The organism is Catellatospora methionotrophica, assembly GCF_011297335.1.
Taxonomy (GTDB): Bacteria; Actinomycetota; Actinomycetes; order Mycobacteriales; family Micromonosporaceae; genus Catellatospora; species Catellatospora methionotrophica.
Genome location: NZ_JAAOTJ010000007.1, coordinates 266,686 through 292,408, shown reverse-complemented (window position 1 = coordinate 292,408; position 25,723 = coordinate 266,686). Strand labels below are relative to the sequence as shown.

27 protein-coding genes are annotated in these 25,723 nt (G+C 70.8%); 8 read left to right on the top strand and 19 right to left on the bottom strand.

The features are described 5' to 3' along the window. Nucleotides 1-120 precede the first annotated feature (120 nt). Entirely contained in the window at nucleotides 121-2,676 is a 2,556-nt protein-coding gene (gene pepN / locus HAV40_RS19215) for an aminopeptidase N (protein WP_166383121.1), read from the top strand. 55 nt (nucleotides 2,677-2,731) lie between these two features. Here pepN and HAV40_RS19210 read toward each other — a convergent pair whose 3' ends face one another. The 14 genes from HAV40_RS19210 to HAV40_RS19145 form a co-directional block, all read right to left on the bottom strand. Continuing rightward, nucleotides 2,732-3,133, bottom strand: coding sequence for a DUF5130 family protein (locus tag HAV40_RS19210; RefSeq protein WP_166383119.1), 402 nt, complete (start codon nucleotides 3,131-3,133; stop codon nucleotides 2,732-2,734). Then, nucleotides 3,120-3,407, bottom strand: coding sequence for an aa3-type cytochrome oxidase subunit CtaJ (gene ctaJ / locus HAV40_RS19205; protein WP_166383117.1), 288 nt, complete (start codon nucleotides 3,405-3,407; stop codon nucleotides 3,120-3,122). Before ctaJ ends, HAV40_RS19210 begins: the two co-directional genes overlap by 14 nt. Before the next feature lie 88 nt (nucleotides 3,408-3,495). Further along, nucleotides 3,496-4,236 carry an alpha/beta hydrolase gene (locus tag HAV40_RS19200; RefSeq protein ID WP_166383115.1) on the bottom strand — a complete coding sequence of 247 codons (741 nt, stop codon included), beginning with the start codon at nucleotides 4,234-4,236 and terminating at the stop codon, nucleotides 3,496-3,498. A 55-nt stretch (nucleotides 4,237-4,291) separates the two neighbouring features. Beyond that, on the bottom strand, nucleotides 4,292-5,299 hold the full coding sequence (locus tag HAV40_RS19195; protein ID WP_203671166.1) for an amidohydrolase family protein: 1,008 nt from the start codon (nucleotides 5,297-5,299) through the stop codon (nucleotides 4,292-4,294). Further along, a complete protein-coding gene (locus tag HAV40_RS19190; protein WP_166383111.1) occupies nucleotides 5,296-5,817 on the bottom strand; it encodes a 3-hydroxyanthranilate 3,4-dioxygenase in 522 nt (173 codons plus the stop codon). The genes HAV40_RS19195 and HAV40_RS19190 overlap by 4 nt, the downstream gene beginning before the upstream one ends. Further along, a complete protein-coding gene (locus tag HAV40_RS19185; RefSeq protein WP_166383109.1) occupies nucleotides 5,814-6,239 on the bottom strand; it encodes a RidA family protein in 426 nt (141 codons plus the stop codon). Before HAV40_RS19185 ends, HAV40_RS19190 begins: the two co-directional genes overlap by 4 nt. Then, entirely contained in the window at nucleotides 6,236-6,949 is a 714-nt protein-coding gene (locus HAV40_RS19180) for a 2-keto-4-pentenoate hydratase (RefSeq protein ID WP_166383220.1), read from the bottom strand. The genes HAV40_RS19185 and HAV40_RS19180 overlap by 4 nt, the downstream gene beginning before the upstream one ends. Before the next feature lie 11 nt (nucleotides 6,950-6,960). Then, nucleotides 6,961-7,995 carry a 4-hydroxy-2-oxovalerate aldolase gene (dmpG, locus tag HAV40_RS19175; RefSeq protein WP_166383108.1) on the bottom strand — a complete coding sequence of 345 codons (1,035 nt, stop codon included), beginning with the start codon at nucleotides 7,993-7,995 and terminating at the stop codon, nucleotides 6,961-6,963. Beyond that, entirely contained in the window at nucleotides 7,992-8,909 is a 918-nt protein-coding gene (locus HAV40_RS19170) for an acetaldehyde dehydrogenase (acetylating) (protein ID WP_166383218.1), read from the bottom strand. The genes dmpG and HAV40_RS19170 overlap by 4 nt, the downstream gene beginning before the upstream one ends. 17 nt (nucleotides 8,910-8,926) lie before the next feature. Beyond that, nucleotides 8,927-9,778 (bottom strand): 2-keto-4-pentenoate hydratase, encoded by an 852-nt coding sequence (locus HAV40_RS19165; RefSeq protein ID WP_166383106.1) that lies wholly within the window; start codon nucleotides 9,776-9,778, stop codon nucleotides 8,927-8,929. 29 nt (nucleotides 9,779-9,807) lie between these two features. Beyond that, nucleotides 9,808-11,310, bottom strand: a complete 1,503-nt coding sequence (locus HAV40_RS19160; protein WP_239086001.1) for a 2-hydroxymuconic semialdehyde dehydrogenase — start codon at nucleotides 11,308-11,310, stop codon at nucleotides 9,808-9,810. Continuing rightward, nucleotides 11,307-12,641, bottom strand: coding sequence for an FAD-dependent oxidoreductase (locus tag HAV40_RS19155; protein WP_166383104.1), 1,335 nt, complete (start codon nucleotides 12,639-12,641; stop codon nucleotides 11,307-11,309). Before HAV40_RS19155 ends, HAV40_RS19160 begins: the two co-directional genes overlap by 4 nt. Continuing rightward, nucleotides 12,638-13,924 (bottom strand): kynureninase, encoded by a 1,287-nt coding sequence (gene kynU, locus HAV40_RS19150; protein WP_166383102.1) that lies wholly within the window; start codon nucleotides 13,922-13,924, stop codon nucleotides 12,638-12,640. Before kynU ends, HAV40_RS19155 begins: the two co-directional genes overlap by 4 nt. Nucleotides 13,925-14,023: 99 nt before the next feature. Beyond that, the gene (locus tag HAV40_RS19145; RefSeq protein WP_166383100.1) at nucleotides 14,024-14,914 is read right to left on the bottom strand and encodes a tryptophan 2,3-dioxygenase; all 891 of its coding nucleotides are present in this window, start codon (nucleotides 14,912-14,914) and stop codon (nucleotides 14,024-14,026) included. Between the two features lie 141 nt (nucleotides 14,915-15,055). Between HAV40_RS19145 and HAV40_RS19140 the strand changes: the two genes are divergently transcribed. The 3 genes from HAV40_RS19140 to HAV40_RS19130 all read left to right on the top strand — a co-directional run bounded on the left by HAV40_RS19140 (nucleotide 15,056) and on the right by HAV40_RS19130 (nucleotide 16,869). Continuing rightward, nucleotides 15,056-15,490 (top strand): Lrp/AsnC family transcriptional regulator, encoded by a 435-nt coding sequence (locus tag HAV40_RS19140; protein ID WP_166383098.1) that lies wholly within the window; start codon nucleotides 15,056-15,058, stop codon nucleotides 15,488-15,490. Nucleotides 15,491-15,752: 262 nt separating this feature from the next. Then, nucleotides 15,753-16,247 carry a hypothetical protein gene (locus HAV40_RS19135; RefSeq protein ID WP_166383096.1) on the top strand — a complete coding sequence of 165 codons (495 nt, stop codon included), beginning with the start codon at nucleotides 15,753-15,755 and terminating at the stop codon, nucleotides 16,245-16,247. A 4-nt stretch (nucleotides 16,248-16,251) separates the two neighbouring features. Then, nucleotides 16,252-16,869, top strand: coding sequence for a class F sortase (locus HAV40_RS19130; RefSeq protein ID WP_166383094.1), 618 nt, complete (start codon nucleotides 16,252-16,254; stop codon nucleotides 16,867-16,869). A 3-nt stretch (nucleotides 16,870-16,872) separates the two neighbouring features. On the opposite strand, the gene HAV40_RS19125 is transcribed toward HAV40_RS19130, so the two are convergent. Next, nucleotides 16,873-17,391 carry an HNH endonuclease gene (locus HAV40_RS19125; RefSeq protein ID WP_166383092.1) on the bottom strand — a complete coding sequence of 173 codons (519 nt, stop codon included), beginning with the start codon at nucleotides 17,389-17,391 and terminating at the stop codon, nucleotides 16,873-16,875. Nucleotides 17,392-17,591: 200 nt separating this feature from the next. On the opposite strand from HAV40_RS19125, the gene HAV40_RS19120 reads away from it, so the two are divergent. The 4 genes from HAV40_RS19120 (at nucleotide 17,592) to HAV40_RS19105 (ending at nucleotide 21,959) form a co-directional block, all read left to right on the top strand. After that, nucleotides 17,592-18,593, top strand: coding sequence for a mechanosensitive ion channel family protein (locus HAV40_RS19120; RefSeq protein ID WP_166383091.1), 1,002 nt, complete (start codon nucleotides 17,592-17,594; stop codon nucleotides 18,591-18,593). A gap of 159 nt (nucleotides 18,594-18,752) precedes the next feature. Next, complete coding sequence (locus HAV40_RS19115; protein ID WP_239085999.1) at nucleotides 18,753-20,078, top strand: MFS transporter; 1,326 nt, start codon at nucleotides 18,753-18,755, stop codon at nucleotides 20,076-20,078. A 10-nt stretch (nucleotides 20,079-20,088) separates the two neighbouring features. Next, nucleotides 20,089-20,499: a globin gene (locus tag HAV40_RS19110; protein ID WP_275413457.1), complete on the top strand. Its 411-nt coding sequence runs from the start codon at nucleotides 20,089-20,091 to the stop codon at nucleotides 20,497-20,499. Nucleotides 20,500-20,678: 179 nt separating this feature from the next. After that, the gene (locus HAV40_RS19105; protein WP_166383087.1) at nucleotides 20,679-21,959 is read left to right on the top strand and encodes a PKD domain containing protein; all 1,281 of its coding nucleotides are present in this window, start codon (nucleotides 20,679-20,681) and stop codon (nucleotides 21,957-21,959) included. 99 nt (nucleotides 21,960-22,058) lie between these two features. On the opposite strand, the gene HAV40_RS19100 is transcribed toward HAV40_RS19105, so the two are convergent. The 4 genes from HAV40_RS19100 to ettA all read right to left on the bottom strand — a co-directional run bounded on the left by HAV40_RS19100 (nucleotide 22,059) and on the right by ettA (nucleotide 25,570). Then, entirely contained in the window at nucleotides 22,059-22,640 is a 582-nt protein-coding gene (locus tag HAV40_RS19100) for a type III secretion system chaperone family protein (protein WP_409364940.1), read from the bottom strand. Between the two features lie 159 nt (nucleotides 22,641-22,799). Next, a complete protein-coding gene (locus tag HAV40_RS19095; RefSeq protein WP_166383085.1) occupies nucleotides 22,800-23,429 on the bottom strand; it encodes a DUF8185 domain-containing protein in 630 nt (209 codons plus the stop codon). Further along, complete coding sequence (locus tag HAV40_RS19090) at nucleotides 23,414-23,815, bottom strand: acyl-CoA thioesterase (RefSeq protein WP_166383083.1); 402 nt, start codon at nucleotides 23,813-23,815, stop codon at nucleotides 23,414-23,416. Before HAV40_RS19090 ends, HAV40_RS19095 begins: the two co-directional genes overlap by 16 nt. A 78-nt stretch (nucleotides 23,816-23,893) precedes the next feature. Continuing rightward, a complete protein-coding gene (gene ettA, locus HAV40_RS19085) occupies nucleotides 23,894-25,570 on the bottom strand; it encodes an energy-dependent translational throttle protein EttA (RefSeq protein ID WP_166383081.1) in 1,677 nt (558 codons plus the stop codon). Between the last annotated feature and the right edge of the window lie 153 nt (nucleotides 25,571-25,723).

The following is a 25,723-nucleotide window of genomic DNA, read 5'->3' as shown; positions in this document are numbered from 1 at the left end:
GGGGCACAATGTGAAACGGTTACTTCATGCCCCGATCCGGGCTGTGATGAAAGACTGCTCTGGGCAGCGACCCTGCCCGCCATGCTGCTCACGACCGCAGCCGACAGGAGTTAACACGCCGTGACCGGTACCCGCAATCTCACCCAGGCCGAGGCCGCCGACAGGGCCCGGCTGCTGGACGTCAACTCGTACGACATCTCGCTGGACCTCACCGACGGAGCCGGCAACCCCGGTGACGGCACGTTCCGCAGCGTGACGACGGTGAAGTTCACCGCCACGGCACCCGGCACGGGCACCTTCATCGAGGTCGCCGCCAGCAAGATCCTGCGGGCCGAGCTGAACGGCGCCGCGCTGGACACCAGCGCCTGGACCGCCGAGACCGGCCTGGTCCTGCCGCAGCTCGCCGAGCAGAACGCGCTCGTGATCGAGGCCGACTTCCCGTTCTCCCAGCAGGGGCAGGGCCTGCACCGCGCGGTCGACCCGGCGGACAAGGAGGTCTACCTCTACAGCCAGTTCGAGACCGCCGACGCCCAGAAGGTGTTCGCCTGCTTCGACCAGCCGGATCTGAAGTCGGTCTACACCTGGCACGCCGCGGTGCCCAAGCACTGGAAGGTGATCTCCAACGCGCCCGTCGCGTCGGTGACCGCCGAGGGCTTCGGCAAGACCGTCCACTTCGAGCAGTCGGCCCGCATGTCGACGTACGTGACCGCGCTGTGCGCCGGGCCGTACCACGAGGAGCGGACCACCCACGACGGCATCGACCTGGGCGTGTTCTGCCGGGCCTCGATGGCCGAGCACCTCGAGGCCGACGAGCTGTTCGAGATCACCAAGCAGGGCTTCGACTTCTTCCAGACCCAGTTCGGCGTGCGCTACCCGCTGCCCAAGTACGACCAGCTGTGGGTGCCGGAGTTCAACGCGGGCGCGATGGAGAACTTCGGCTGTGTGACCCACGCCGACGCCTCCTACATCTTCCGCAGCGAGGTCACCGACTTCGAGCGCGAGCAGCGGGCCAACACGATCCTGCACGAGCTGGCCCACATGTGGTTCGGCGACCTGGTCACCATGCGCTGGTGGGACGACCTGTGGCTGAACGAGTCGTTCGCCGAGTGGGCCTCGCACTGGTGCAACGCCGAGGCGACCCGCTTCTCCGACGCCTGGACCACGTTCCTGTCGCTGCGCAAGAACTGGGGCTACGGCCAGGACCAGCTGTCCAGCACGCACCCGGTCTACTGCGACATGCCCGACGTGGACGCGGTCGAGGTCAACTTCGACGGCATCACGTACGCCAAGGGCGCCAGCGTCATCAAGCAGCTCGTCGCGTACGTCGGCATCGACGCGTTCGTCACCGGCCTGCGCGCGTACTTCCAGCAGCACGCCTGGGGCAACGCCAGCTTCGGTGACCTGCTGTCGGCGCTGGAGGCCGCCTCGGGCCGCGAGCTGCGCGAGTTCGCCGCGGCGTGGCTGGAGACCGCTCAGGTCAACACGCTGCGCCCGGTCGTGGAGATCGCCGAGGACGGCACGTACCGCAGCGTGACGGTGCTGCAGACCGCCCCGGCCAGCCACCCGACGCTGCGCCCGCACCACCTCGCCGTCGGCCTGTACGACCTGGTCGACGGCAGCCTGGTGCGCCGCGAGCGGATCGAGACCGACGTGGCCGGCCCGGAGACGGTGCTCACCGAGCTGGCCGGGCGCAAGGCCGCCGACGTGCTGCTGCTCAACGACGACGACCTCACCTACACCAAGCTGCGCCTGGACGAGCGCTCGCTGGCCACCGTGGTCGCCAACCTGAGCGGGTTCGACTCGTCGCTGGCCCGCGCGCTGTGCTGGGCCGCCGCCTGGGACATGATCCGCGACGCGGAGATGCCCGCCCGCGACTACGTCGCCCTGTGCGTCAACGCGCTGCCCGGCGAGCGCGACATCAACCTGGTCACCGCCACCCTGCGCCAGGTCCAGCTGGTGCTCACCCAGTACGCCGACCCGGCCTGGGCGCCGTCCGGCTGGGCGAAGCTGGCCGACACCGCCAAGGCGGCGCTGGCCGTCGCCGAGCCCGGCAGCGGCTTCCAGCTCGCCTGGACGCGTGCCTTCATCACCGCCGCGCGGGGCAGCGCCGACCTGGCCGTGCTGCAGGGCTGGCTGGCCGGCACCGGGGTGCCCGAGGGCATCACCATCGCCGGTGAGCTGCGCTGGCAGCTGGTGCAGTGCCTGGTCGCCAACGGCGGCGTGGACCCGGCGATCATCCAGGCCGAGCACGACGCCGACCGCACGGCCTCCGGCGACATCGGGGCGGCGCTCGCGTACGCGCTGATCCCGACCCCGGAGAACAAGGCCGCGGTGTGGGCCGAGCTGACCGGACCGACGTCGCTGGCCAACTGGCGCAACCGGGCGCTGATCCAGGGCTTCCAGCACTCGGCCCAGGTGGAGCTGACCGCGCCGTACACGCCGCGGTTCTTCACCGAGGTGGCGGGCGTGTGGGCGGCCCGCGAGAGCGAGCCCGCGCAGGAGTTCGTGGTGCTGGGCTACCCGGTGCTCGACGTGTCCCCGCAGACCGTGGAGGCCGCGCAGGCGTGGCTGGCGGAGCAGGGCCATCCGGGCCCGCTGCGCCGCCTCATGGCCGAGGGCAACGACCGGGTGGAGCGGGCGCTGAAGGCCCGGGCCAAGGACGCCTCAGCCTCCTGAGCACAGCAGGAAGGGGCCGGACGCGTCGCGTCCGGCCCCTTCGACGTTCCTGCCGTCAGGCCTTGCCGGCCAGCCCGGTGAGCTGGGCGAGGCCGCTGACGAGTCCGCCGGCCAGGTCGCCGCCGCCGAACGAGGCCGCCATGGACAGCGCGGCCAGCTTGCAGTCGCGGTCCGACAGGCGCTTGCGGGCCTGCGAACCGGTGACGATCTCCAGCTGGCGCTGGCCCGGGGCGACGGCGATGAGCACCGACTCCGCCGGGTTGGCCAGCCGCGCGTGCAGCAGTTCGGCGCCCTCGCGCACCGGCTCGCTCACCTCGCCGACGTACACGCTGAAGGTCAGGCCGCTGTTCTCGTCGGCCTTGCGCAGCGCGTCGTCGAGCCGCAGCAGCTGACGGGTCGTGAACGGCCCGTCGAGCACCGCCGTGCTGGACACGGCGTAGTGGTCACCAGCGGTCACTTGCGCCCCCTGTCACGTCCACGACCGGCGCGATGTCGCCGGCCGCGGTCAGTTCCGCGCGGGCAGCCGCGTCCAGCGCCGCGTGCTGCGCCTGCGGTCCGTCCGATTCGGGCCGGGCGAGGAACCACACGGGCGCGAACTCGTACGGCCGGCCGGGCCGGTACCGCTTGGCGTTGCGGCCGCCGGCCGCATAGACCAGTGCAAAGATAATCCCGATCACCGCGAGCGGGATGCCTGCGTAGATCAGTAGATCAGATAGATCTGGCGTGGACACCGTGAAGCCCCCCGGCTCAGTCCGAATGAACGTCTCAACGCTAGCGGAGTGCGCGCGGCCACCTGATCAGGGGTGGTCGCGTGCTGTGTCAGTCACCGAGCCGCGACAGCTCGGCGAGCACCGTGGGCCACGCTCCCGACAGGGGATCGATGACCGCGAAGTGGGCCGCGTCCGGCACCGCGACGAGCCTGCTGCCGGGCTGTCCGACGGCGTACGACTCCGCGACGGTGACCGGCACGATCGCGTCCGACACGCCGTGGACCAGCACCGTCGGCCCCGCCGGGGCGGGCAGCCGGACCGGGTCGAGATCCGCGCGGGTCGATGCGTCAGCGCCCAGGAAATCGACGACCGCGCCGCCGTCGAGCTCCAGCCGCTGCGCCAGCCGCAGGTCTGCCACCGGCGCCAGGGCCAGCGTACCGGCCTGCTGGGCGGCCGGGGCCGCGATCGCCGCCCACAGCACCAGGTGGCCACCGGCCGAGTGCCCGACCGTGATCACTCTTCCGTCGTGCCCGCCCAGCTCACCCGGCACGACGGCGAGCGCCTCGGCGACATCGCGCACCGTCGCGTCCGGATCGCCGGGCACGCGGCTGTACTCGATCGACGCCACCGTCCAGCCCGCGTCGCGGATCGCGGCGGCCATCGGGCGGGTGTGGGCACGGTCATACTCCGGCCGCCAGAAACCGCCGTGCACGATCACGACCAGCGGCCGTACGGCAGCCCGCGCGTCACCGCACCACGCGTCGGCGACGTGCTCGGGTAGCGGGCCGTAGCGCAGCATGAGATCAGGCGCGCTCGCCTCGCGCGTGAGCACGGACCTGTCCTCGCTCATGCCCGCTCCTGGCCGTGTGCGCCGTCGGCATCGCCGATCCGGTCGATCCGCTCGCTCATGCCGCCCGCCCCAGGAAGGCCAGCGCGTTGCCGCCGAGCAGCTTGGCGCGCTGGGCGTCGGTGAGGAAGTCGGACTTGCGCACCACCGCGCCGACCGGGCGCTCGCCCAGCGGGTACGGGTAGTCGCTGCCCAGCAGCACCCGGTCCTCCCCCATCGTGTCCACCAGCAGCCGCAGCGCGGCCGGGTCGAACACGACGGTGTCGACGGAGAAGCGGTGCGTGTAGTGGCTCGGCGGCAGCGCGGACTGGCCGCGTACCACGTCACCGCGCCGGTGCCAGGCGTTGTCGGCCCGGCCGAGCCAGAACGGGAAGCTGCCGCCGCCGTGCGCGAAGCACAGCCGCAGCGTCTCCGGCACCTGGTCGAACACGCCGCCGAGGATCATCGACAGCACCGACAGGTGGGTCTCGGCGGGCATGCCGGTCAGCCAGCGGGCCATCCACCGGTCCAGGCGCGGGCCGGTCGGCATGTCCCACGGGTGCACGAACACCGGCGCGCCGACCTGCGCGCAGTGCTGCAGGAACTGGACGATGCCCGCGTCGTCGAGGTCGCGGTCGCCGACGTGGTTGCCGATCTCGACGCCGACGTGCCCGTTCGCCAGGCTGCGGTCGAGTTCCGCGCAGGCCAGGTCCGGGTCCTGCAACGGCACCTGGCAGAACGGCACCAGCCGGTCGCCGCCCGCGGCGCAGACCTCCAGGGCGAGGTCGTTGAAGATCCGGGCCACCTTCATGGCCTGGCCGGCGGGGCGCTCGTACGAGAAGAAGACGGGTGTCGGCGAGACGACCTGGACGTCCACGCCGTCGTCGGCCATGTCGGACAGCCGGGTCGGGGCGTCCCAGCACTGCGCGCCGATCGGCCGGAACTCGGTCTCCCCGACCATGATCATGGCGGCCCGTTCGGAGTCCACGCGCAGCCAGGGCCAGCCGTCGCCGCCGCACTCGCCCGACAGCTCCGGCCAGCCCTTCGGCACGACGTGGGTGTGCACGTCGACTACGGGCGACATCAGCCCTTGCCCGGGTGCAGCGTGCCGCACTTGTCGCAGGTGCGGGCCTGCTCGCTGTCGTAGAACGCGGTGAACACCGGCGGCAGGTCGGCGACGATGTCGCGCACCTGCAGCTCCACCTCGTGTACGACGTTCGCGCAGTTCGGGCAGTACCAGCGGAACTTCTCCAGCGTGCCCTCCTCGCGGACCCGCTCCATGACCAGGCCGATCGAACCGGCCTCGCGCTGCGGCGAGTGCGGGGTGAGCCGGGGCAGCATCCACATGTGCCCCTCGGGCACGGTGATGGTGCGCGGGCCGTCCGGCGTCATCACGTTGATCCGCAGGGTGCCCTTGATCTGGTAGAAGAACTCCTCGTACGGGTCCACGTGGAAGTCGGTGCGCTGGTTCGGGCCGCCGACGACCATCACGATGAAGTCGTCGCCGGTCGGGAACATCTGCTTGTTGCCGACCGGCGGCTTGAGCAGGTGCTGGTTCTCGTCGATCCAGCCGGGGAAACTCACCGGCTCGGAAATCTCGGTCACTTCGAACCTCCTTGGGGAAGCAGCGCGACAGCCTGTATCTCGATCAGCAGGTGCGGGTGCGGGAGCTGGTGCACCGCGACCGTGGTGCGGGTGGGTCCGGTGGCGTCGAAGAACTCGCCGTACACCTCGTTGTACCCGCCGAAGTCGTTCATGTTGACCAGATATGTGGTGACCTGCACGAGGTCGGTCAGGTCCGCGCCGACCGAGCGCAGGATGTCGCCGATGTTGCCGATCACCGCGCGGGTCTGCTCGCGGATGTCGAGGCTGGTCGTGCCCATCGCGTCGACCTGCGCCCCCGCGATGGTGTTGTCCGGCAGGCGGCTCGACGTACCGCTCACGAACGCGAACCCGCCCGCGACCTTCACGTGCGGAAACCTCCCGCGCGGCGTGGCCTTGCCGACCACCACCTTCGCCCCGGTCATGCCGACACCTTCAGCGAGGCGGTGCCGATGCCCTCGACGACGGCGCGCACGTGCGCGCCCGGCGTCAGGGGCACCGCGGCGGTGGCGGCCCCGGCGAGGAAGACCCAGCCGGGCTCCAGGTCGAGGCCGTAGCGGCCGGTCAGGGCGCGGCCCTCGGTCAGGGCGCGGCGCGGGTCGCCGAGGATCGCCGCGGTCGAGCCTGCCTGGACGACCTTGCCGTCGACCTCCAGCAGCACGCCGAGGTTGTCGACGCCCGCCGGGACGGGCTGCCAGGCGCCGACCACGAACGCCGCGCCGGAGGTGTTGTCGGCGACGACGTCGGCGTGGGTGAACTGGAAGTCGGCGTACCGGGAGTCGATGATCTCCAGCGCGGGGGCGACCGCGGCGATGCCGTGCTCACCCAGCAGGAACGCGATCTCCGGCTCGATCCTGGGGTGGATGAACCCGTCCAGGCTCAGCTGCCCGCCGTCGGGCACGGCCATCGCGTCGGTGAGCCGGCCCCAGATCACCTCGTGTACGCCGACCTGCGCCATCTTGGCCCGGCTGGTCAGCCCCATCTTGACGCCGACCAGGCGCTGGCCCCGGTCGAGGCGGCGCGCGATCAGCGCCTCCTGGACCGCGTACGCCCCGTCGACGTCCAGCTCGTGGCTGAGCGTGAGCTGCGGGATCGCGGTGGCGTCGACCGCCGCGTCGTCCAGCAGCACGGCCATCTCGGAGATGCTCACCTGTCCCCCTCCGCCGCCTGGACCAGGTCCAGAGCCACGTCCACGATCATGTCCTCCTGGCCGCCGACCATGCGGCGTCGCCCCAGCTCGACCAGGATCGAGCGCACGTCCACGCCGTACTTGGCCGAGGCGCGCTCGGCGTGGCGCAGGAAGCTGGAGTAGACGCCCGCGTACCCGAGGGACAGCGTCTCCCGGTCGACCTGCACCGGCCGGTCCTGCAGCGGCCGGACCACGTCGTCTGCGGCGTCCATCAGCGCGTACACGTCGCAGCCGTGCTGCCAGCCCATCAGCTCGGCGGTGGCGACGAACACCTCCAGCGGGGCGTTGCCCGCGCCCGCGCCCATGCCCGCCAGGCTCGCGTCGACGCGCACCGGCACGCCGGGGCGGTCGCCGTGCTCGACGGCGATGACGCTGTTGGCGACGCCGAGCGAGAGGTTGTGGTGGGCGTGGATGCCGACCTGCGTGGTCTCGTCCAGCACCTGCCGGTAGGCGTCGACGCGCTCGGCGACGTCGCGCATCAGCAGGCGGCCGCCGGAGTCGGTGACGTAGACGCAGTGCGCACCGTACGACTCCATGAGTTTGGCCTGCCCGGCAAGTCCGGCCGGGTCGTTCATGTGGGACATCATCAGGAAGCCGGCGACGTCCATGCCGTTGTCGCGGGCCCAGCCGATGTGCTGGGCGGAGATGTCGGCCTCGGTGCAGTGCGTGGCGATGCGCACGCTGGTCACGCCGAGGTCGCGGGCGGCCTTCAGGTCGGCGATGGTGCCGATGCCGGGCAGCAGCAGCGTGGTCAGCTTCGACCGGGTCATCACCTCGGCGGCGGCGGCGATCCACGCGGCGTCGGTGGCCGCGCCGTGGCCGTAGTTGACGCTGGAACCGGCCAGGCCGTCGCCGTGCGCGACCTCGATCGCGGCGACCCCGGCCGCGTCCAGCGCGGCGGCGATCTGCCGCACCTGGTCGACGGTGTACCGGTGCCCGATGGCGTGCATGCCGTCGCGCAGGGTCACGTCCTGTACGTAGACCTCAGTCATGCCGCCACCTCCGCGCGCTTGCCGACCAGTCGCTCGGCCGTACGCAGCGCCGCCGACGTCATGATGTCCAGGTTCCCGGCGTACTCGGGCAGGTAGTGCCCCGCCCCGGAGACCTCCAGGAACACCGACACCTGCAGCGCCGGGTCGGCGAGCATCGGCACGCTCACCCGGTCGAACTGCACCTTCTGCTTGAGCCGGTAACCCGGCACGTAGCCCTGCACCTGCTTGACCATGTCCTCGATCGACGCCTCGATCGCGGCCCGGTCGGCGTCGGCGTCCGCGCACAGGCAGTACACCGTGTCGCGCATCAGCAGCGGCGGCTCGGCCGGGTTCAGCACGATGATCGCCTTGCCGCGCGCCGCGCCGCCGACGACCTCGATGGCACGGGCCGTGGTCTCGGTGAACTCGTCGATGTTGGCACGGGTGCCGGGGCCCGCCGAGCGGGACGCGATCGACGCGACGATCTCGCCGTACGCCACCGGCGTCACCGCGTGCACGGCCGCGACGATCGGCACCGTCGCCTGCCCGCCGCAGGTCACCATGTTGACGTTGGACTGGTCCAGGTGCTCGTCCAGGTTGACCGTCGGCACCACGTACGGGCCGATCGCGGCCGGGGTCAGGTCGATCACGACCTTGCCGTGCCGGCGCAGCACCTCGTCGTTGCGCCGGTGCGCCCCCGCCGACGTGGCATCGAACACCACGTCCACCTCGGCGAACTCCGGCATCGCCACCAGCCCGTCCACGCCCTCGGCGGTGGTCGCCACGCCGAGCCGCGCGGCCCGCGCCAGCCCGTCGGACTCCGGGTCGATCCCCACCATCGCCACCATGCGCAGCGACTCGCTCAACCGCAACACCTTGATCATCAGATCGGTCCCGATGTTCCCCGACCCGATGACCGCCACTCCGGCCTTCACCGTGCTCTGCTCCTCGTTCATGCGCTGAACCGCGTGCGGACGGAGCCGAGCCCCGAGATCCGCGCTTCGTAGGCGGCCCCGGGCGTCACCGGGACCATCGGCCCGAGCGCGCCCGACAGGATCACGTCGCCCGCGTGCAGCGGGGTGCCCGCGACGGCCATGGTCCGGGCGAGCCAGGCGACGGCGTGCAGGGGGTTGCCGAGGCAGGCCGCGCCCGCGCCGACGGAGACCGGCTCGCCCTCGTGCTCCAGGACCATGCCGCACAGGCGCAGGTCGACACCGGACAGCGCCACCGGGCGGTCGCCCAGCACGAACATGGCGCTGGAGGCGTTGTCGGCGACCGTGTCGACGATGGAGATGTCCCAGTTCGCGATGCGCGAGCCGACGATCTCGATCGCGGGCAGCAGGTGGTCGGTCGCGCGGATCACGTCGGCGACGGTGACCTGGTCGTGCGGCAGGTCCCGGCCGAGCACGAAGGCGACCTCCGCCTCGACCTTGGGCTGCAGGATGCGGGTCGTGTCGACCTCGGCCCCGTCGAAGGCGGCCATGTCGGCGAACAGCACTCCGAAGTCGGGCTGGTCGACGCCGAGCTGCCGCTGCACCGCCGGGTTGGTCAGGCCGATCTTCGCCCCGACGACGCGCCGTCCGGCGGCGACGTCCTGCTCGGTCATGGCCCGCTGCACGGCGTACGCCGTGGTCACGTCCCCGACCGGCAGCAGCCGCTCCCGCAGCGGCGCGATCGGGGTGCGGGTGCTCTGCGCCTCGCGCAGCAGCCGCACCGCCTCGTCGACGACGCTGGTGGGGAGTCCTGGGTGGTCCGCCGTCCAGGCAGGCCGCCCGGACGAGTCACCAGCGGGTTCCTTGGTCATGCTCACCTCTCCGGTCGTGGCCGCGCCGGTCACGACAGGTCCACGCAGACATTGGTCAGTTCCGAGTAGAAGGCCAGCGAGTGCACGCCGCCCTCCCGGCCCACCCCGGAGGCTTTCACGCCGCCGAACGGGGTGCGCAGGTCGCGCAGGAACCAGGTGTTCACCCAGACCAGCCCGGCGTCCAGCCGCGACCCGGCCCGGTGCGCCCGGCCCACGTCCCGCGTCCACACGGTGCTCGCCAGGCCGTACACGCTGTCGTTGGCCAGCGCGTACGCCTCGTCCTCGTCGTCGAACGGCAGCAGGCTGCACACCGGTCCGAAGATCTCCTCGCGGTTGACCCGCGCGTCCTGGGCCAGCCCGGTCAGCACCGTCGGCTGCACGTACGCCCCGCCGTCGCGCGCGTCGCCGAAGCGTGGCACACCGCCACCGGCCAGCACGGTCGCGCCCTCGGCGCGGGCCAGGTCGTAGTAGCCGAGCACCTTGTCCCGGTGCTGCCGCGAGATCAGCGGCATGTTCACCGTGGCCTGCTCGTGCGGCCAGCCGAAGGCCAGCTCGGCGGCCTGCTTGGCGAGCCGGTCGGCGAACTCGTCGAAGATCGAGCGGTGCACGTACAGCCGCTCGGTGCACAGGCACACCTGGCCGCCGTTGGTGAAGCTGGACCGCACCGAACCCGCCACCGCCGCGTCCAGGTCGGCGTCCGGGAAGACCAGCCCGGCGTTCTTGCCGCCGAGCTCGAACGAGACCGCCTTCACCCCGTCGGCCGCCGCGCGCATGATCGCGCTGCCGGTCGCCGACTCGCCGGTGAACGTGATCGCGTCCACGCCCGGGTGCCTGGTCAGGAACTCCCCCGCCGAGTCCGGGCCGAAGCCGTGGACCAGGTTGAACACGCCCTCGGGCACCCCGGCGGCGGCCATCACCTCGGCCAGCAGCGTCGCCGAGGACGGGGTCTCCTCCGACGGCTTCACGATCACGGCGTTGCCGCAGGCCAGGGCAGGCGCGAGCTTCCAGGTGAGCAGCAGCAGCGGCAGGTTCCACGGCACGATGATCGCGACGACGCCGACGGGTTTGCGGACCGCGTAGTTCAGGGCGCGGGATCCCGTCGCCGTGGTGGTCGTGAACGACTCGGTGGGTGCGGTCGCGACGATGTCGGCGAAGGCCCGGAAGTTGGCCGCGCCGCGCGGGATGTCGAGCGTACGGGCCTGCGAGATGCTCTTGCCGGTGTCCGCGACCTCGGCCGTGACCAGGTCGTCGAAGCGCCGCTCCAGCTCGTCGGCGACCCGGCGCAGCACGGTCGCGCGCTCGCCCTCGCTCATCCGCCCCCAGGGCCCGCGCAGGGCCTCACGGGCGGCGGCGACGGCCGCGTCCACGGTCGCGGCATCCGCCTCGGCGACGTCGAACACCGTCTCGCCGGTCACCGGCGACACCTTCGCGAACGTCTTTCCCGCCGTGACGAACTCCCCGCCGACGAAGTTGCGCAGCAGCCCCGGCTCACCCGCTGGACGGCCGGTCATCATGATGGGATCCCAGTTCATCGACCCGTGCCCTTCCGGAAGGCGAACGCGGCCAGCGCGCCCACGGCCAGCAGCGCCGCGCCCGCCGCCGCGGCGAGCAGCCGCTGCTGGCGGCGCACCCGCTGCTGGACCTGGGCGTAGGGCGTGGTCGAGAACGACACCAGCTCGTAGCGTGACACGTACCGGCCGGGCAGCGCCCGCTCCAGGGCGTGCTCGACCTTCTTCTGCGCCTGGAACACCGGGGAGGCGACCTTGTCGCGCATCTCCACGAAGTTGTCCAGCGCCATCTGCGCGATCGCCTCGGTGTTCTCCCTGCGGCGCGCCTCGAACTCGGGCAGTGCCCGGTCCCAGTCGTCGCCGGTCTCGTCGAGGATCCGGTCCAGCTCGACGACGTCCTCGAAGGCGCAGTTCGCGCCCTGGCCGTAGAACGGCACGATGGCGTGCGCGGCGTCGCCGAGCAGACCCACCCGGCCGTACGCGTGCCACGGGGCGCACCGCACCGTGCCCAGCACGCCTACCGGGTTGTGCAGGTAGTCGTCGACCAGGTTCGGGGCCAGCGCGGTGACGTCCGGGTAGACCCGCGCGAAGTGCTGCTCGATCGCGGCCGGGCTGCTCAGCGACGCGAACGCGTCGGTGCCGCCGGTCGGCCAGAACAGCGTGCAGGTGAAGGAGCGGTCCGGATTCGGCAGCGCGATCATCATGGACGCGCCGCGCGGCCAGATGTGCAGCGCGCCCGGGTCCATCGCGAACTCGCCGTCGCGGGCCGGGATGGTCAGCTCCTTGTAGCCGTGCTCCAGGAAGTCCAGGCTCTCGGTCAGGCCGGTGTGCGCGAGCAGCTGCCCGCGTACCGCCGAGCTGAAGCCGTCGGTGCCGATGACCACGTCGGCCTGGGCGTCCACCGTGCCGTGCGGGGTGTCGAAGCGCATGTCGCCGGTCTTCGGGTCCAGGCCGGTCAGGCGGTGGTCGAAGAACGCGGTCACCAACGGCTGCGCGGTGGCGGCCTCCAGCAGGGCGTTGTTCAGCGCGCCGCGGCTGATCGAGTTGATCGCCCGCTCACCGTCGCTGCTGTACGGCTGGAAGCCCGGCTCGCCCTCGACGGGGTGGATCATCCGGCCGCGCATCGGCAGCGCGTCGGCCATCACCGACCGGTCCAGGTCGATCCGGCGCAGCGCGTCCAGGCCGCGCTCGGACAGCGCCAGGTTGATCGAGCGCCCCCGTTCGACCTTGCCGGTGCGCGGGTCGGGGCGGCGCTCGTACATCGTCACGGTGTAGCCCCGGCGGGTCAGGTAGCAGGTCAGCAGGCTGCCCGCCAGCCCCGCGCCGACGACGGCGACGGTCTTGTCCTTGCTCATGCCTTCTCCTCGCTGCGCGGGAAGATCGCGGCGAGCGCCTGGGCGACCCGCCAGCAGTCGTGATAGGTCGAGTACAGCGGCACCGGCGCGAAGCGCACGATGTCGGGCTGGCGCGCGTCGGCGATCACGCCGTGCTCGTGGCGCAGCCGCCGGGCCAGCTCGTTCGCGCCCATCGCGGTGGTACGCACGGACAGCTGGCACCCGCGCCGCTCCGGGTCACGCGGCGTGACCTGGGCCAGCGGCCGTCCCGGCAGCACCTCGTCGAGCAGCCCCTCCAGGTATGCCGTCAGCCGCAGGCTGCGCTCGCGCAGCGTATCCAGGCCGACCTTGTCGAACAGGTCGAGCGAGGTCCGCACCGGGCCCATCGCGAAGATCGGCGGGTTCGAGATCTGCCACGCCTCGACGGTCGCCGGCGGGCGCGACGTCGGCGTCATCTCGAACCGGGTCGACGCCTCCGTGCTCCACCAGCCCTCGAACCGGGGCAGGTCCGGGTCGCCGAGGTGCCGCTCGTGCACGAACACCCCGCCCAGCGCGCCGGGGCCGGAGTTCAGGTACTTGTACGAACACCAGGCCGCGAAGTCCACGTCCCAGTCGTGCAGCCGCAGCGGCACGTTGCCCGCCGCGTGCGCGAGGTCCCAGCCGACGACCGCGCCCGCCGCCCGGCCCGCCGCGGTGATAGCGGGGATGTCCATCAGCTCACCGGTGAGGAAGTTGACCCCGCCGAGCATGACCAGGGCGACCGTGTCGCCCTCGTCGCGCAGGAACGCGAGCACGTCCTCGGTCCGCAGGCAGTCCTCCCCGGCGCGCGGCCGCAGGCGTACCACGGCGGTGTCGGGGTCCAGCCCGTGGAAGCGTGCCTGGCTGCGCACCGCGTAGCTGTCGGACGGGAACGCCGCGTCCTCGATCACGATCCGGGTACGCGTCCCCGCCGGCCGGTAGAACGACACCATCAGCAGGTGCAGGTTCACCGTCAGCGAGTTCATCACCACGGCTTCGGCGGGCAGCGCCCCCACCAGCCGCGCCGCCTGCCCGGTCAGCAACTCGTGGTACGGCAGCCACGGCCGGGCCGCCTCCAGGTGCCCCTCGACCCCCAGCTCAGCCCAGGCGTCCAGATCGGCCAGCAGCTCATCGCGGGTCGCCCGGGGCTGCAACCCCAGCGAGTTCCCGGCCATGTATGCCGTCTCCGGGTATCCCCCGCCCTCCGCCGGCGGCACCCGGAACAACTCCCGGTGGCCCGGATCGCCCTGGTCCCGACGCCGGGCGTCTTCCTCACTGAACGTCATGCTGCTCTCGCTGTTTCCTGCGTTGGTCATGAACTGGTGGTCGCCGGTGGGAGTCCTGACGGACTGCGGCGTGTCGCTCGGCACCGTGCTCACTGTGCCTCACATGGCCGTGCGGGCGGTCCAGAGTTCGGGGAAGACGGTGCGGGACATGCTGCGCTGCAGCCAGGCGTACCCGTTGGAGCCGCCGCTGCCGACCTTCGCGCCCATCGTGCGCGCAACGGCCTTGAGGTGCTTGTAGCGCCAGTCGTCGAAGCGCTCGGCGACCTCGGTCAGCGCCTCGCCGAGCAGGCGCAGGTGGTTGTCCGGGCTCTCGTCACCGTAGATGCGCACCCATGCCGCCTCGACGGCCGGGTGCGCCTCGTGCTCGGTCGCGAAGTCACGCGACAGCAGGTCGGCGGGGATGTCGAAGCCCCGGCGGGCGAGCAGGGCGATCACGTCGTCCCACACACTCGTGCCGTGCAGCGTCGCCAGCAGGTCGTGGTACACCTCGTCCTGGCGCTGGAACGGCCGGACCAGCGACGCGGTCTTCAGCCCGAGCAGGAACTCCAGGTGCCGGTACATCGCCGACTGGAAGCCCGAGCCCTCCCCGAGCAGGTTGCGGAACCGGTTGAAGTCGGCCGGGGTCATCCAGTGCAGCGTCTGCCAGGCCGCGTTCAGCCCGTCCAGGTGCAGCGCCGTACGCCGCAGCGGGGCGAGCGCGCCGTAGACGTCGTCATCGGCCAGCAGGCGCTGGGTCTCGCGCAGCTCGAAGCGCACCAGGCCGAAGTACAGTTCCATCACCTGGCTGATCATGAGGAAGGACATCTCGCCCGGGTCCTTGCTCAGCGTCTGCTGCAGCGTGTGCAGCGTGCTCGCGTGCACGTACGCGTCATACGGCGTGCGCTGGGCGAACTCCAGGGTCGGCTCGCCGCCGTTGGCTTCGGCGCGCTCGGCACGCTCGGCCGCGGTCACCGGGCGTACGGCTGCGGTGGTCGTCGATGGAGCGGTCACGCGTTCCTCCAGGTGCTCTGGTCAACGTCATGATGTCTCCGGAAGGGCCTCGGACGGAATGCCGAATCAACGGCACTCGGGGCGATCCGCTTAACGTTCATACTGGGGTCGGGGCGTTTGGTTTATGAAGGGAAAGCGCTAGTGGACGACATGGATTGGGCGCTGCTGCGCGAACTGCAGGAGGACGCCCGGCTGTCCTTCAGCGAGCTGTCCCGGAGGGTGCACCTGTCCCCACCGGCGGTCGCCGAGCGGGTACGCCGCCTGGAGGACTCCGGCGTGATCGTCGGCTACCGGGCCCACGTCGACCTGACCGCCGCCGGTCGCCCGGTCGTAGCGCTGATCCAGATGTCCTGCTACGGCCCGAACTGCGTACTGCGCGACCCGAGCGTGCCGGAGTGGCCCGAGGTACTGGAGATCCACCGCATCACCGGCGACGCCTGCAGCGTCCTCAAGGTCGCCGCCACCTCCATGGACGCCTTCGAATCCCTTATCGACCGCCTCGCCCCCCACGGGCGCCCCTCCAGCACCCTGATCCTCTCCACCCCCCTCTCCTGGCGCCCTCTCACTCCCCCCTGACATACCCCATAGCCCCCCTCTAATCCCGATCCGACGCCGCCCCCGCCCCGCTCCGCCCCGAAGATCGTCGTTTCTTGTCAAAACCTCAGGTGGGACCGCAGTTTCCGGCACGAAACAGCGATCATCGCCGGTCGCAAAGGGCGACGGAGCGTCCGTTTCGGGCCTTTTTTTCATGTTTCGGGGTGTCCGGCAGGCGGGTTTGATGGGAGGATTTGGGACAGCCCGGTCTTGATCGGGCGTTGATCACCGATTTGGGGGAAACATGCGGTCTGCTCTTCGGGTGGCGGCCGGTGCCGTGGCGCTGGTCGTGGCGGCGCTCACCGCTCCCGCGCCCGCGTACGCCGAGGGTGTGTTCGTCGAGGTCAATCCGAGCACGATCCAGGCCGGGTTCCAGGTGGCCATCCGGGCCAGCTGCGGCGACGCGCTGAACAACGCGAAGGTGCACTCTGACGCGTTCGGCACGGTGACCGTCGAGCCCGTGAACGTGTACCTGATCGCGGCGGCGACGGTCCCCGAGAACAAGAAGGCCGGCGGCTACAACGTGAAGCTGACCTGTCCCAGCCGGCAGACCGCCACCACCACGCTGTGGGTGGTCAACCACGACAGCCCGAGCCACGGCCCGAACACCGGCGGCGGCGCGCTGGCCGGGGACGGCGGCGCGACACTGATCGGCGCGGGTGCCGCGGCGATGGGCCTGGGCCTGGGCGTGCTGCTGCTGTCGCGCCGTCGCGGGCGCAACCCGCTGACCCCCGCCTGACGCCGTGCTGCGCCGTCTGCGCGGCCCGCTGGCCGTCATGCTGCTGCTGGCCGGGCTGTTCAGTGTCGGGATCGGGGTGGGCAAGGCCAACGGGTTCTCGTTCGCCGAGCTGTTCCGGGGGCCCGGCAAGGCCCCGCCGGGCGAGTTCCCGGTGCTCGGCCCGAGCCGCCCGCTGCGGATCCAGATCCCGGCGATCAAGGTCAAGGCGTACATCCACGGGGTGGGCCTGGACGAACGGGGCGCGATCGACACGCCGTCGCTGCTGCTGCGCAACGAGGCGGGCTGGTTCGACGACGGGCCGTCCCCCGGCCAGTACGGGCCCGCGATCGTCGTCGGGCACGTGGACACCAAGGACAAACCCGGCGTCTTCCACCGGCTGAACGAGCTGAAGCCCGGCGCGAAGATCGAGATCACGCGCCGGGACAACAGGGTCACCGTGTTCGAGGTCAACACGGTCGAGCGGTTCAGCAAGCAGAGCCTGCCCGTGGACCGGATCTACCACGACTTCACCCGGCCCGCGTTACGGCTGATCACCTGCGGGGGCCGCTGGGTGGGCGGCGAGCTGGGCTACGCCGACAACATCGTGGTGTTCGCGAGCCTGGTCAGCGCGCACAAGGCCTGAGCCTCAGACCGTCTCCAGCCACTGTGCCCAGCGCGGGTCCGGGGTGCGGTGGCCGAGCACGCGCCAGATCGCGCCGTGCGGCACCGTGGGCTTGACGGGAAGACGCCAGCCGAGGTCGGCCAGCGTCTTGTCACCCTTGTGGTGGTTGCAGCGCGCACAGGCGGCCACCACGTTCTCCCAGGCGTGCGGGCCGCCCTTGGAGCGGGGGTGCACGTGGTCGATCGTCTCGGCCGGGCCCTGGCAGTAGACGCAGCGCCCGCCGTCGCGGGCGAAGATCGCGCGCCGGGACAGGCCGACCTGGGTGCGGTACGGCACCCGGACGTAGCGGGTGAGCTTGGCGACCAGCGGAACGGGCACCCGGGCGCGGGAGCTGTGCAGCATCCCGTCCCCGTCGGCGACACAGACGGCCTTGCCGGAGAGAATGAGAATGGCGGCCCGGCGCACGGACACGACACACAGCGGTTCATAGGTCGCGTTGAGGAGCAACGCGGCGGAGGCGGCTGTGGGTCGTATGTCAGGCATCGGTCTCACCCTCCGGCGGCACAGTCACGTCATCGCGTCATTGTGACCATCGTCCCCGATTGATCTGGTGATTGCACCTACAATTTGCGGCGGTCTCATGAATTCTCAACCGCGCTTTGCCCTGGTCATTGGCATATGCGAGGAATATCCCCCAGAGGCCGCCCGATCCGCCGACCGACCGATGAGGTAGCTAGTTAGCCATGCCGTTGAGCCTTCTCGCCCCCGACCCGGCCACGCCGTGCACCGACACCGACCAGATCTGCCAGTGGCTGTACAACGTCACCGATTCGGCATGGCTGGCCGACGGCGGCTACTACCTGCTGATCAAACCGATCCGCATCATCGTCATCATTGTCGTCGCGCTGATCGCCCGCTCGCTGCTGAACCACACGATCAACAAGATCGTGGCACGTACCGCCCAGGGCAAGGTGCCGACCATGCTGCGGCCGATCCGGGTGCCGGTCGCGGTGCTGAACTCGGGGAGCATGTTCCCCGAGCGCCGCCGCCAGCGCGCGGAGGCCATCGGGTCGGTGCTCAAGAGCATGGTCACCGTCGGCGTGTTCTCGGTCGCCTTCCTGATCGTGCTCAGCGAGTTCGACGTGAACGTCGGGCCGCTCATCGCCAGCCTCGGCATCGTCGGCGTGGCCCTCGGCTTCGGCGCGCAGTCGCTGGTCAAGGACCTGATAGCGGGCCTGTTCATGCTGCTGGAGGACCAGTACGGGGTGGGCGACGTGATCGACACCGGCGAGGCGGTCGGCGTGGTCGAGTCGGTCGGGCTGCGCACCGTCACCATCCGCGACGGCCGCGGCGTCATCTGGTACGTGCGCAACGGCGAGATCATCCGCATCGGCAACAAGAGCCAGGGCTGGGCCACCGTCATGATCGACGTGCCGATCGGCTTCGTCGGCGTGGAGGATGCCACGGCGGTGCTGCGCCAGGCGGTCGACGCCTTCGCCAACGACCCCGAGTGGTCCGCCGACTTCGTGGAGCCGCCGCAGGTGCTGGGCGTGGAGAACATCAGCGTCGACGGCGCGGTCATCCGCACCGTCTGCAAGACCTCCGCCGACCGGCAGTGGGACCTGCAGCGGGAGATGCGGCGGCGGCTCACCGAGGCGCTGGAGGCATCGGGCATCGCCGCCCAGATGCAGGCCGCTCGGGCAATGCGGACCGCGGTGCCCGCCGACGAGCCGACCGCCCCCTGACCGGCTACGGTGGCATCAGCCGTAGAGGCTAGCGCTTTATCCACCGATCGGGCAGAATCAACCGACGACATCCCTTCTGGGGCGGTCATTCGGCGTGACTCTGCGACAGGATGGCGGTCCTCGATACCAATGTCGTGATCGATGGAGGACCATCCGGTGGTGCACCACCCCGCTCGCACCAACACGCCCCCGCCGAACGAAACGCCCGGCTCGATACCCGAGCACCGCGCGACCTTCGGTGAGGTGCTCGCCATCCGCGAGTACCGGGGCATGCTCGGCGCGAGTGTGCTGTCCTGGATCGGCGACTACCTGGCCAAGGCCGCGGTCACCACGCTGGTGTACGAGCAGACGGGCTCGGCCGGCATGGCCGCGGCCACCTTCGCGATCAGTTTCGCGCCGTGGGTGCTGCTGGGCCCGATGCTGGCCGCGGTCGCCGAACGGTATCCGTACCGCACGGTGATGATCATCAGTGATCTGGCCCGGATGGGGCTCATCGCGCTGGTCGCCGTGCCGAACCTGCCGATCCCGGTCCTGATCGGCCTGCTGTTCCTCACCGCCCTGGGCAACCCGCCCTACGAGGCCGCCCGCTCCGCGCTGTACCCGGCCATCCTCACCGGCGACCGCCTGGTGGTGGGCATCTCGCTGAACCTCAGCGCGGGCCAGGCCGCGCAGATCGGCGGCTATCTCGCCGGTGGCCTGCTGGCCGCCATGAACCCGCGGATGTCGCTGCTGCTCGACGCCGCCACCTTCGCCGTCTCGGCGCTGCTGCTGACCTTCGTGGTGAAGCACCGGCCGGCGGTCGGCAACCCGAACGCGCGCCGCAACCTGATCCAGGAGACCGCCGAGGGCTTCCGGGTGGTCTTCGGCATCCCGGCCCTGCGCGCCATCGCCGTGCTGGTGTTCAGCGTGACGCTGTTCGCGATCGTGCCCGAGGGCCTGGCCGCCGTCTGGGCCCATCACCTGTCCCTGGACGGGGACTCCGAGCGCGGCTTCGCGCAAGGAATGATCATGCTCGCCAACCCGGCGGGTTACGTGCTGGGCGGCATCGTGGTCGGCCGGTTCATGGCCCCGGCCATGCGCCGGTCGCTGATCCGGCCACTGGCCCTGCTCACCCCGATCATGCTGGTGCCCGCGCTGCTCGACCCGTCCCTGATCGCCGTGTGCCTGATGGCGGCGGCCTGCGGCTTCTGCCTGGCCGGCATGCTGCCGACCATAAACGCACTGTTCGTGCAGGCCCTGCCGAACGTCTACCGGGCGCGTGCCTTCGGCGTGATGCAGGGCGGCGTGCAGGTGATGCAGGGCGCCGCGGTGCTGTTCACCGGCGTGCTGGCCAACCACTGGCCGCTGCACCAGGTCATCGGCCTGTGGAGCGTGGCCGGGGTGGTGCTGGTGCTGGTGGCGCTCAGCGCGTGGCCGCCGCACGAGCGCTTCACCGCCGCCATCGAGCGCGCCCGGCGGCTCAATGAGGCTCCGGTCGCCGGGTAGCCTAGGGCTGGTGAGTGACCAGCCCCCCGCGTCGACGGCCCTGCCGACCCCGAACTACTTCGAGCTGCTCGGCGGCGAGGACGCCTTCCGGCTGCTCGTGGACGAGTTCTACGCCGGTGTCGCGACCGATCCGGTGATGCGCCCGATGTATCCCGAGGAAGACCTCGGCCCCGCCAACGAGCGGCTGCGCCTCTTCCTGATCCAGTACTGGGGCGGCCCGAACACCTACTCCCAGGAGCGCGGGCACCCGCGCCTGCGGATGCGGCACGCCCCGTTCGTCATCGGCGAGAAGGAGCGCGACGCCTGGCTGCACCACATGCGCCACGCCGTTGACGTGCTCGAACTCAGCCCGGAGCTGGACAAGATGCTCTGGGACTATCTGGAGCGGGCGGCGTTCTTCATGGTCAATGCGGAGCATTGACCATGAAGCATAGGTAGAGCATGGTTAATGCGGAGCCAGAGATCAGCTCGGCGCGAAGCGCCGATCCTCGCAGTGACCCAAGCCACCCTTCTCGACTAACCCGTCCAGAAGGGTGCCCTTCCTTTCGCTCGCCTCGTTAACCCAGGGAGATATGCCCGGATTTGCGAGGAGACGTCCTGATGCGCCGACGCGTGGTATCGCTGGCCGCCATGGCCGCGATGGCCCTGCCCACCGCCGTGTGGGCCGCCCAGCCCCAGGCCCCGGCCGAGAACCTGAAACCGCGCGACGTGCGCACCGTCAGCGAGAATCCCGCCGACTGGACGCCGCACATCCTCGACGGTGAGGTGCACGCGCTGGCCGTGGTCGGCCAGACCGTCGTCGTCGGCGGCGACTTCACCAGGGTCAGCGACAACGTCGGCACCCAGGAGTACGAGCGCGAGCACCTGTTCGCCTTCGACCTGCGTAGCGGCGCGGTGCTCGACTTCGCGCCGTCGGTCGACGGCATGGTGTACTCGCTGACCCCCGGCCCGGCCAACTCGGTGTTCGTCGGCGGCTCGTTCGAGCAGATCGACGACGAGGACCAGCGCGGGCTGGCCCGGCTCGACCTGGCCACCGGCGAGCAGGTCGAGGGCTTCGACGCCTCGATCAACTGGGGTGACGTGCGCGGCCTGTCCGTGGCCGGCCCGTGGCTGTATCTCGGCGGCTCGTTCACCGCGGTCAACAGGGTGGAGCGGCGCGGGCTGGCCCGGATCGACCCGATCACCGGCGCGGTGGACGCATCGTTCGACGCCCGCCTGGACGCCCCGGAGATCGGCCGGGTGAAGGTCGAGGACATCGCGATCTCACCGTCCGGCGACCGGCTGCTGGCGATCGGCGCGTTCACCCGGGTCGGCTCGTCGCGCCGGGTGCAGGCCGCCATGTTCGACCTGACCGGCAACCCGAGCAAGGCCGCCAACTGGTGGACCGACGCCTACGTGCCGCTGTGCCGGGAGGGCTTCGACACGTACATGCGGGCGGCGGACTTCTCCCCCGACGGCGAGTACTTCGTCGTCGTCACCACGGGGCGGCTCAGCGGCGTCGAGATCAACTGCGACACCGCGGCGCGCTTCGAGACGTACGCCACCGGCAAGGTCCGCCCCACCTGGGTCAACCACACCGGCGGCGACTCGCTGTACGCCGTGGAGATCGTCGGCGGGGCGGTCTACGTCGGCGGGCACCAGCGCTGGCTGAACAACCCCTACGGCATGGAGTCCGCCGGACCGGGCGCCGTGGACCGCCCCGGGGTGGCCGCGATCAACCCGGTCACCGGGATGGCCCTGCCGTGGAACCCGACCCGCAGCCGCGGCGTGGGCGTGCGCGCGTTCGCCATCACGCCGCAGGGGCTGCTGGTGGGCTCGGACACCGACGAGCTCGGCCGGGAGTACCACGGCCGGATCGGCCTGTTCCCCCGCACGGACTGACGCGGCTCCAGAACGCGGAACAGCCGCCTGCCCGGGTGTACGAGACCCGGGCAGGCGGCTGTCGCCGTCAGAGGGCCCTGCGGCGGCGGAGTGACGTCGTCAGAGCAGCAGGCCGCCGTCGCTGTGCATCCAGTCCACGAACGTGGTGGAGACCGAGGCGGCGCAGTCGAGCAGTTCCATCAGCAGCGCGTCGTGCACGCCGGACCGCAGGGGCACCTGCCACTCGGCGTAGATCGGCAGCTGGCCGCGCTCGGTGGGGTCGCCCACGTACGCCTTGGCGAAGCGGCGGGTGTGGTTCCACTCGTTGACCGCGCGGTAGGCCAGGTCGGCCAGCTCCGGCGGCACGGTGGCGTGCGGGCGGGCCCGGATCACCAGGATCTCGTCGTCCGGCCCCTCGACCGCGAACAGCAGGGCGTGCCGCTCCCAGAGCGCCAGCAGGCTCTCCTCGCCGTCGGAGAGGTAGCGGATGTCGAGCAGGTCCAGGGTGGCGGCGATGCGGCGCAGGTTGACCTGGGGTGTCTCAGCCGGCGCCAGGGTCGTCGGCGCCGGCGGCAGGCTGTCCATCATGGACAGATCGTCCGGCACCTCGAAGAGGCTGCGCTGCTGCGGAACCGTTCGCGGTCGCGCCTCCCCCGTCGTTGACTGACCCACCCGCAAGCGTTGCCACGAAAACCACGCCATGCCCATGCTCCTGTCCGACCGTAGCCTGAAGCCGACAGATCAATGCTGAGGGAGATTGCTTGCCTACCCTCAGTTCCATCCCCGGCGAGGAGGCTACCCGGACAGCCGTCTTTCGTCATCCCCTTACCGAAGGTCCCAGGCTGAATAGACGATGTGCGATCAGCCGATCGTCCGAGTGACAATCGGCCGTACGGACAACACGGGTGTCCGGAACCAGGCTGTGCCATAGGAAGCCGCGAGTCCCGTCCACGTTCCCGCCGTGACGACCGCCACCTCTTCGACACCGAGGAAGCCCATCCGCACCAACCCTTGCACGAGCCGCTGCGGAACGGCGTACGCCACGCCGTCCACATCGGACACACCGTTGATCGCGACATGGTCGAGCAGCGCGTCGCGCAGCACCCGCTGCCCGACGGCACGGCCCTTGAGCCCGGTGGACCCGACCTCGCGCAGCGCCTGTGCGGCCGCCGCGGCCACCCCGCTGACCACTGCGGCGGGCAGCCGTTCCAGCGTCCTGGACGCGGCCGGGGGCAGCGCGCCGCGCCACCGGTCGTCCAGCACCGGCGGCTCCGCGACGCCCTCCAGCAGCGCCGAGGCCGCCGTCACCCGGTCGCGGTCCACGCTGCCGGCGACGGTGCGGCTGACCAGCACGCCCCACGGCAGCGACGCCCACAGCGCCACCCGGCCCGGCCCGGCGGGACACAGCCGCACCAGCGTCGCCGGATCCAGCCGCAGCAGCCGCCGCAGGAACACCGCCGCGTCGGCGCGGTCGCTCAGGTCGACAGCCACGGCTTCAGGAAACTCTGCTCGGCCTCGCTCATCCGGCGCGGCCGCTGCCGCTCCAGGTCGTACGGCACCAGCACGGAGCGGGCCCGGCTGGCCAGCAGGTCACCGTCGAACAGCTCGTAGCAGACGGTGAACCGGGACGGCTTCAGGTCCTCGATCCACAGCTCGATGCGCACCGGGTCGCCGTAGTCGACCGGGCGCAGGTAGTCCACCTCGTGCCGGGACACCACGATGCCCTCCTCGAAGGAGGTCACCCCGGCCTCGCGCGCGCCGACGAACATCATCGCGACCCGGGCCTCCTCGTACAGGGTGAGGAAGCGCGCGTTGTTGACGTGCCCGTACGCGTCAAGATCAGACCACCGCAGCGCGCAGTGGTAGGTGAATCTCATGGTTCTCCCACTCGCCTTGATCGTTCGGCCTGCCGGTCGCGGGAGCGACCGGCAGGCCGGTGGATCGTCAGACCCGGATCAGTCGCGCGTCAGCCTGCGGTGGGTGACCCGGTGCGGGCGAGCGGCCTCGACGCCCAGGCGTTCGACCTTGTTCTTCTCGTACGCCTCGAAGTTGCCCTCGAACCAGAACCACTTCGACTCGTTCTCGTCGGTGCCCTCCCACGCCAGGATGTGGGTCGACACGCGGTCGAGGAACATCCGGTCGTGGGAGATGACCACGGCGCAGCCGGGGAACTCCAGCAGCGCGTTCTCGAGGCTGGACAGCGTCTCCACGTCCAGGTCGTTGGTCGGCTCGTCGAGCAGCAGCACGTTGCCGCCGATCTTGAGCGTCAGCGCCAGGTTGAGGCGGTTGCGCTCACCACCGGACAGCACGTTGACCGGCTTCTGCTGGTCCGGGCCCTTGAACCCGAACGCGGCCACGTACGCCCGCGACGGCATCTCGACCTTGCCGACCATCAGGTAGTCCAGGCCGTCGGAGACGACCTCCCAGACGGTCTGCGAGCTGTCCAGACCGGCCCGGTTCTGGTCGACGTAGGACAGCGTGACCGTCTCGCCGACCCGGACCGCGCCCTTGTCCGGCTGCTCCAGGCCGACGATGGTCTTGAACAGGGTGGTCTTGCCGACGCCGTTGGGGCCGATGATGCCGACGATGCCGTTGCGCGGCAGCGAGAACGACAGGTTCTCGATCAGCACCCGGTCGCCGAAGCCCTTGACCAGGTCCTTGGCCTCGATCACGGTGCTGCCCAGGCGCGGGCCCGGCGGGATCTGGATCTCCTCGAAGTCAAGCTTGCGGGTCTTCTCCGCCTCGGACGCCATCTCCTCGTACCGGTCCAGACGGGCCCGGGACTTGGTCTGGCGCGCCTTGGCGTTGGAGCGCACCCACTCCAGCTCCTCGGACAGCCGCTTGCGCATCTTGGCGTCCTTGCGGCCCTCGACCGACAGACGCGCGGCCTTCTTCTCCAGGTAGGTGGAGTAGTTGCCCTCGTACGGGTAGGCGCGCCCGCGGTCGAGCTCCAGGATCCACTGGGCCACGTTGTCCAGGAAGTACCGGTCGTGGGTGATCGCGATCACCGTGCCGGGGTACTTCGCCAGGTGCTGCTCCAGCCAGAGCACGCTCTCGGCGTCCAGGTGGTTGGTGGGCTCGTCGAGCAGCAGCAGGTCGGGCTGCTCCAGCAGCACCTTGCACAGCGCCACGCGGCGCTTCTCGCCACCGGACAGCGGGCCGACCGGCAGGTCGGGCTCCGGGCACCGCAGCGCGTCCATGGCCTGCTCGAGCTTGGAGTCGAGGTCCCACGCGTCACTGTGGTCGAGCTGCTCCTGGAGCTGGCCCATCTCGTCCATGAGCTCGTCGGAGTAGTCGGTCGCCATCAGCTCGGCGATCTCGTTGAACCGCGCGAGCTTGGCCTTGGTGTCGGCGACGGCGAGTTCGATGTTCTGCAGCACGGTCAGCGACTCGTCCAGCCGGGGCTCCTGAGCCACCATGCCGACGGTGTAGCCGGGCATGAGCCGGGCCTCGCCGTTGCTGGGGATGTCCTGGCCGGACATGATCCGCAAAAGGCTCGACTTACCCGCGCCGTTCGGGCCGACCACGCCGATCTTGGCACCCGGCAGGAAGCTGAGCGTGACGTTGTCGAGCACAACCTTGTCGCCGTGCGCCTTGCGTGCCTTCTCGAGCGTGTATATGTACTGGGCCACGGTCGGGCCAACCCCCTTCAGACAGTCTTCGCCTCAATACTCCCAGGTGGCCCCGCGACCCGGGACATGGGGCCGCGTGAGTCCGCTCGCCCCGCCCGCAACGTGCGCCGATCCGGACGCCGGGTTTGGCCGGGTACGGCGTGGGCATCGCGC

Excerpts from the sequence above, each read along its gene's own strand:
- HAV40_RS19200 (WP_166383115.1), bottom strand. The coding sequence starts at position 4,236 with ATGAGCGAGGACAGGTCCGTGCTCACGCGCGAGGCGAGCGCGCCTGAT.
- HAV40_RS19185 (WP_166383109.1), bottom strand. The coding sequence starts at position 6,239 with ATGACCGGGGCGAAGGTGGTGGTCGGCAAGGCCACGCCGCGCGGGAGG.
- HAV40_RS19180 (WP_166383220.1), bottom strand. The coding sequence starts at position 6,949 with ATGGCCGTGCTGCTGGACGACGCGGCGGTCGACGCCACCGCGATCCCG.
- dmpG (WP_166383108.1), bottom strand. The coding sequence starts at position 7,995 with ATGACTGAGGTCTACGTACAGGACGTGACCCTGCGCGACGGCATGCAC.
- HAV40_RS19165 (WP_166383106.1), bottom strand. The coding sequence starts at position 9,778 with ATGACCAAGGAACCCGCTGGTGACTCGTCCGGGCGGCCTGCCTGGACG.
- HAV40_RS19160 (WP_239086001.1), bottom strand. The coding sequence starts at position 11,310 with ATGAACTGGGATCCCATCATGATGACCGGCCGTCCAGCGGGTGAGCCG.
- HAV40_RS19155 (WP_166383104.1), bottom strand. The coding sequence starts at position 12,641 with ATGAGCAAGGACAAGACCGTCGCCGTCGTCGGCGCGGGGCTGGCGGGC.
- kynU (WP_166383102.1), bottom strand. The coding sequence starts at position 13,924 with ATGACGTTCAGTGAGGAAGACGCCCGGCGTCGGGACCAGGGCGATCCG.
- HAV40_RS19135 (WP_166383096.1), top strand. The coding sequence starts at position 15,753 with ATGCGGTCTGCTCTTCGGGTGGCGGCCGGTGCCGTGGCGCTGGTCGTG.
- HAV40_RS19125 (WP_166383092.1), bottom strand. The coding sequence starts at position 17,391 with ATGCCTGACATACGACCCACAGCCGCCTCCGCCGCGTTGCTCCTCAAC.
- HAV40_RS19120 (WP_166383091.1), top strand. The coding sequence starts at position 17,592 with ATGCCGTTGAGCCTTCTCGCCCCCGACCCGGCCACGCCGTGCACCGAC.
- HAV40_RS19105 (WP_166383087.1), top strand. The coding sequence starts at position 20,679 with ATGCGCCGACGCGTGGTATCGCTGGCCGCCATGGCCGCGATGGCCCTG.
- HAV40_RS19100 (WP_409364940.1), bottom strand. The coding sequence starts at position 22,640 with ATGGCGTGGTTTTCGTGGCAACGCTTGCGGGTGGGTCAGTCAACGACG.
- HAV40_RS19090 (WP_166383083.1), bottom strand. The coding sequence starts at position 23,815 with ATGAGATTCACCTACCACTGCGCGCTGCGGTGGTCTGATCTTGACGCG.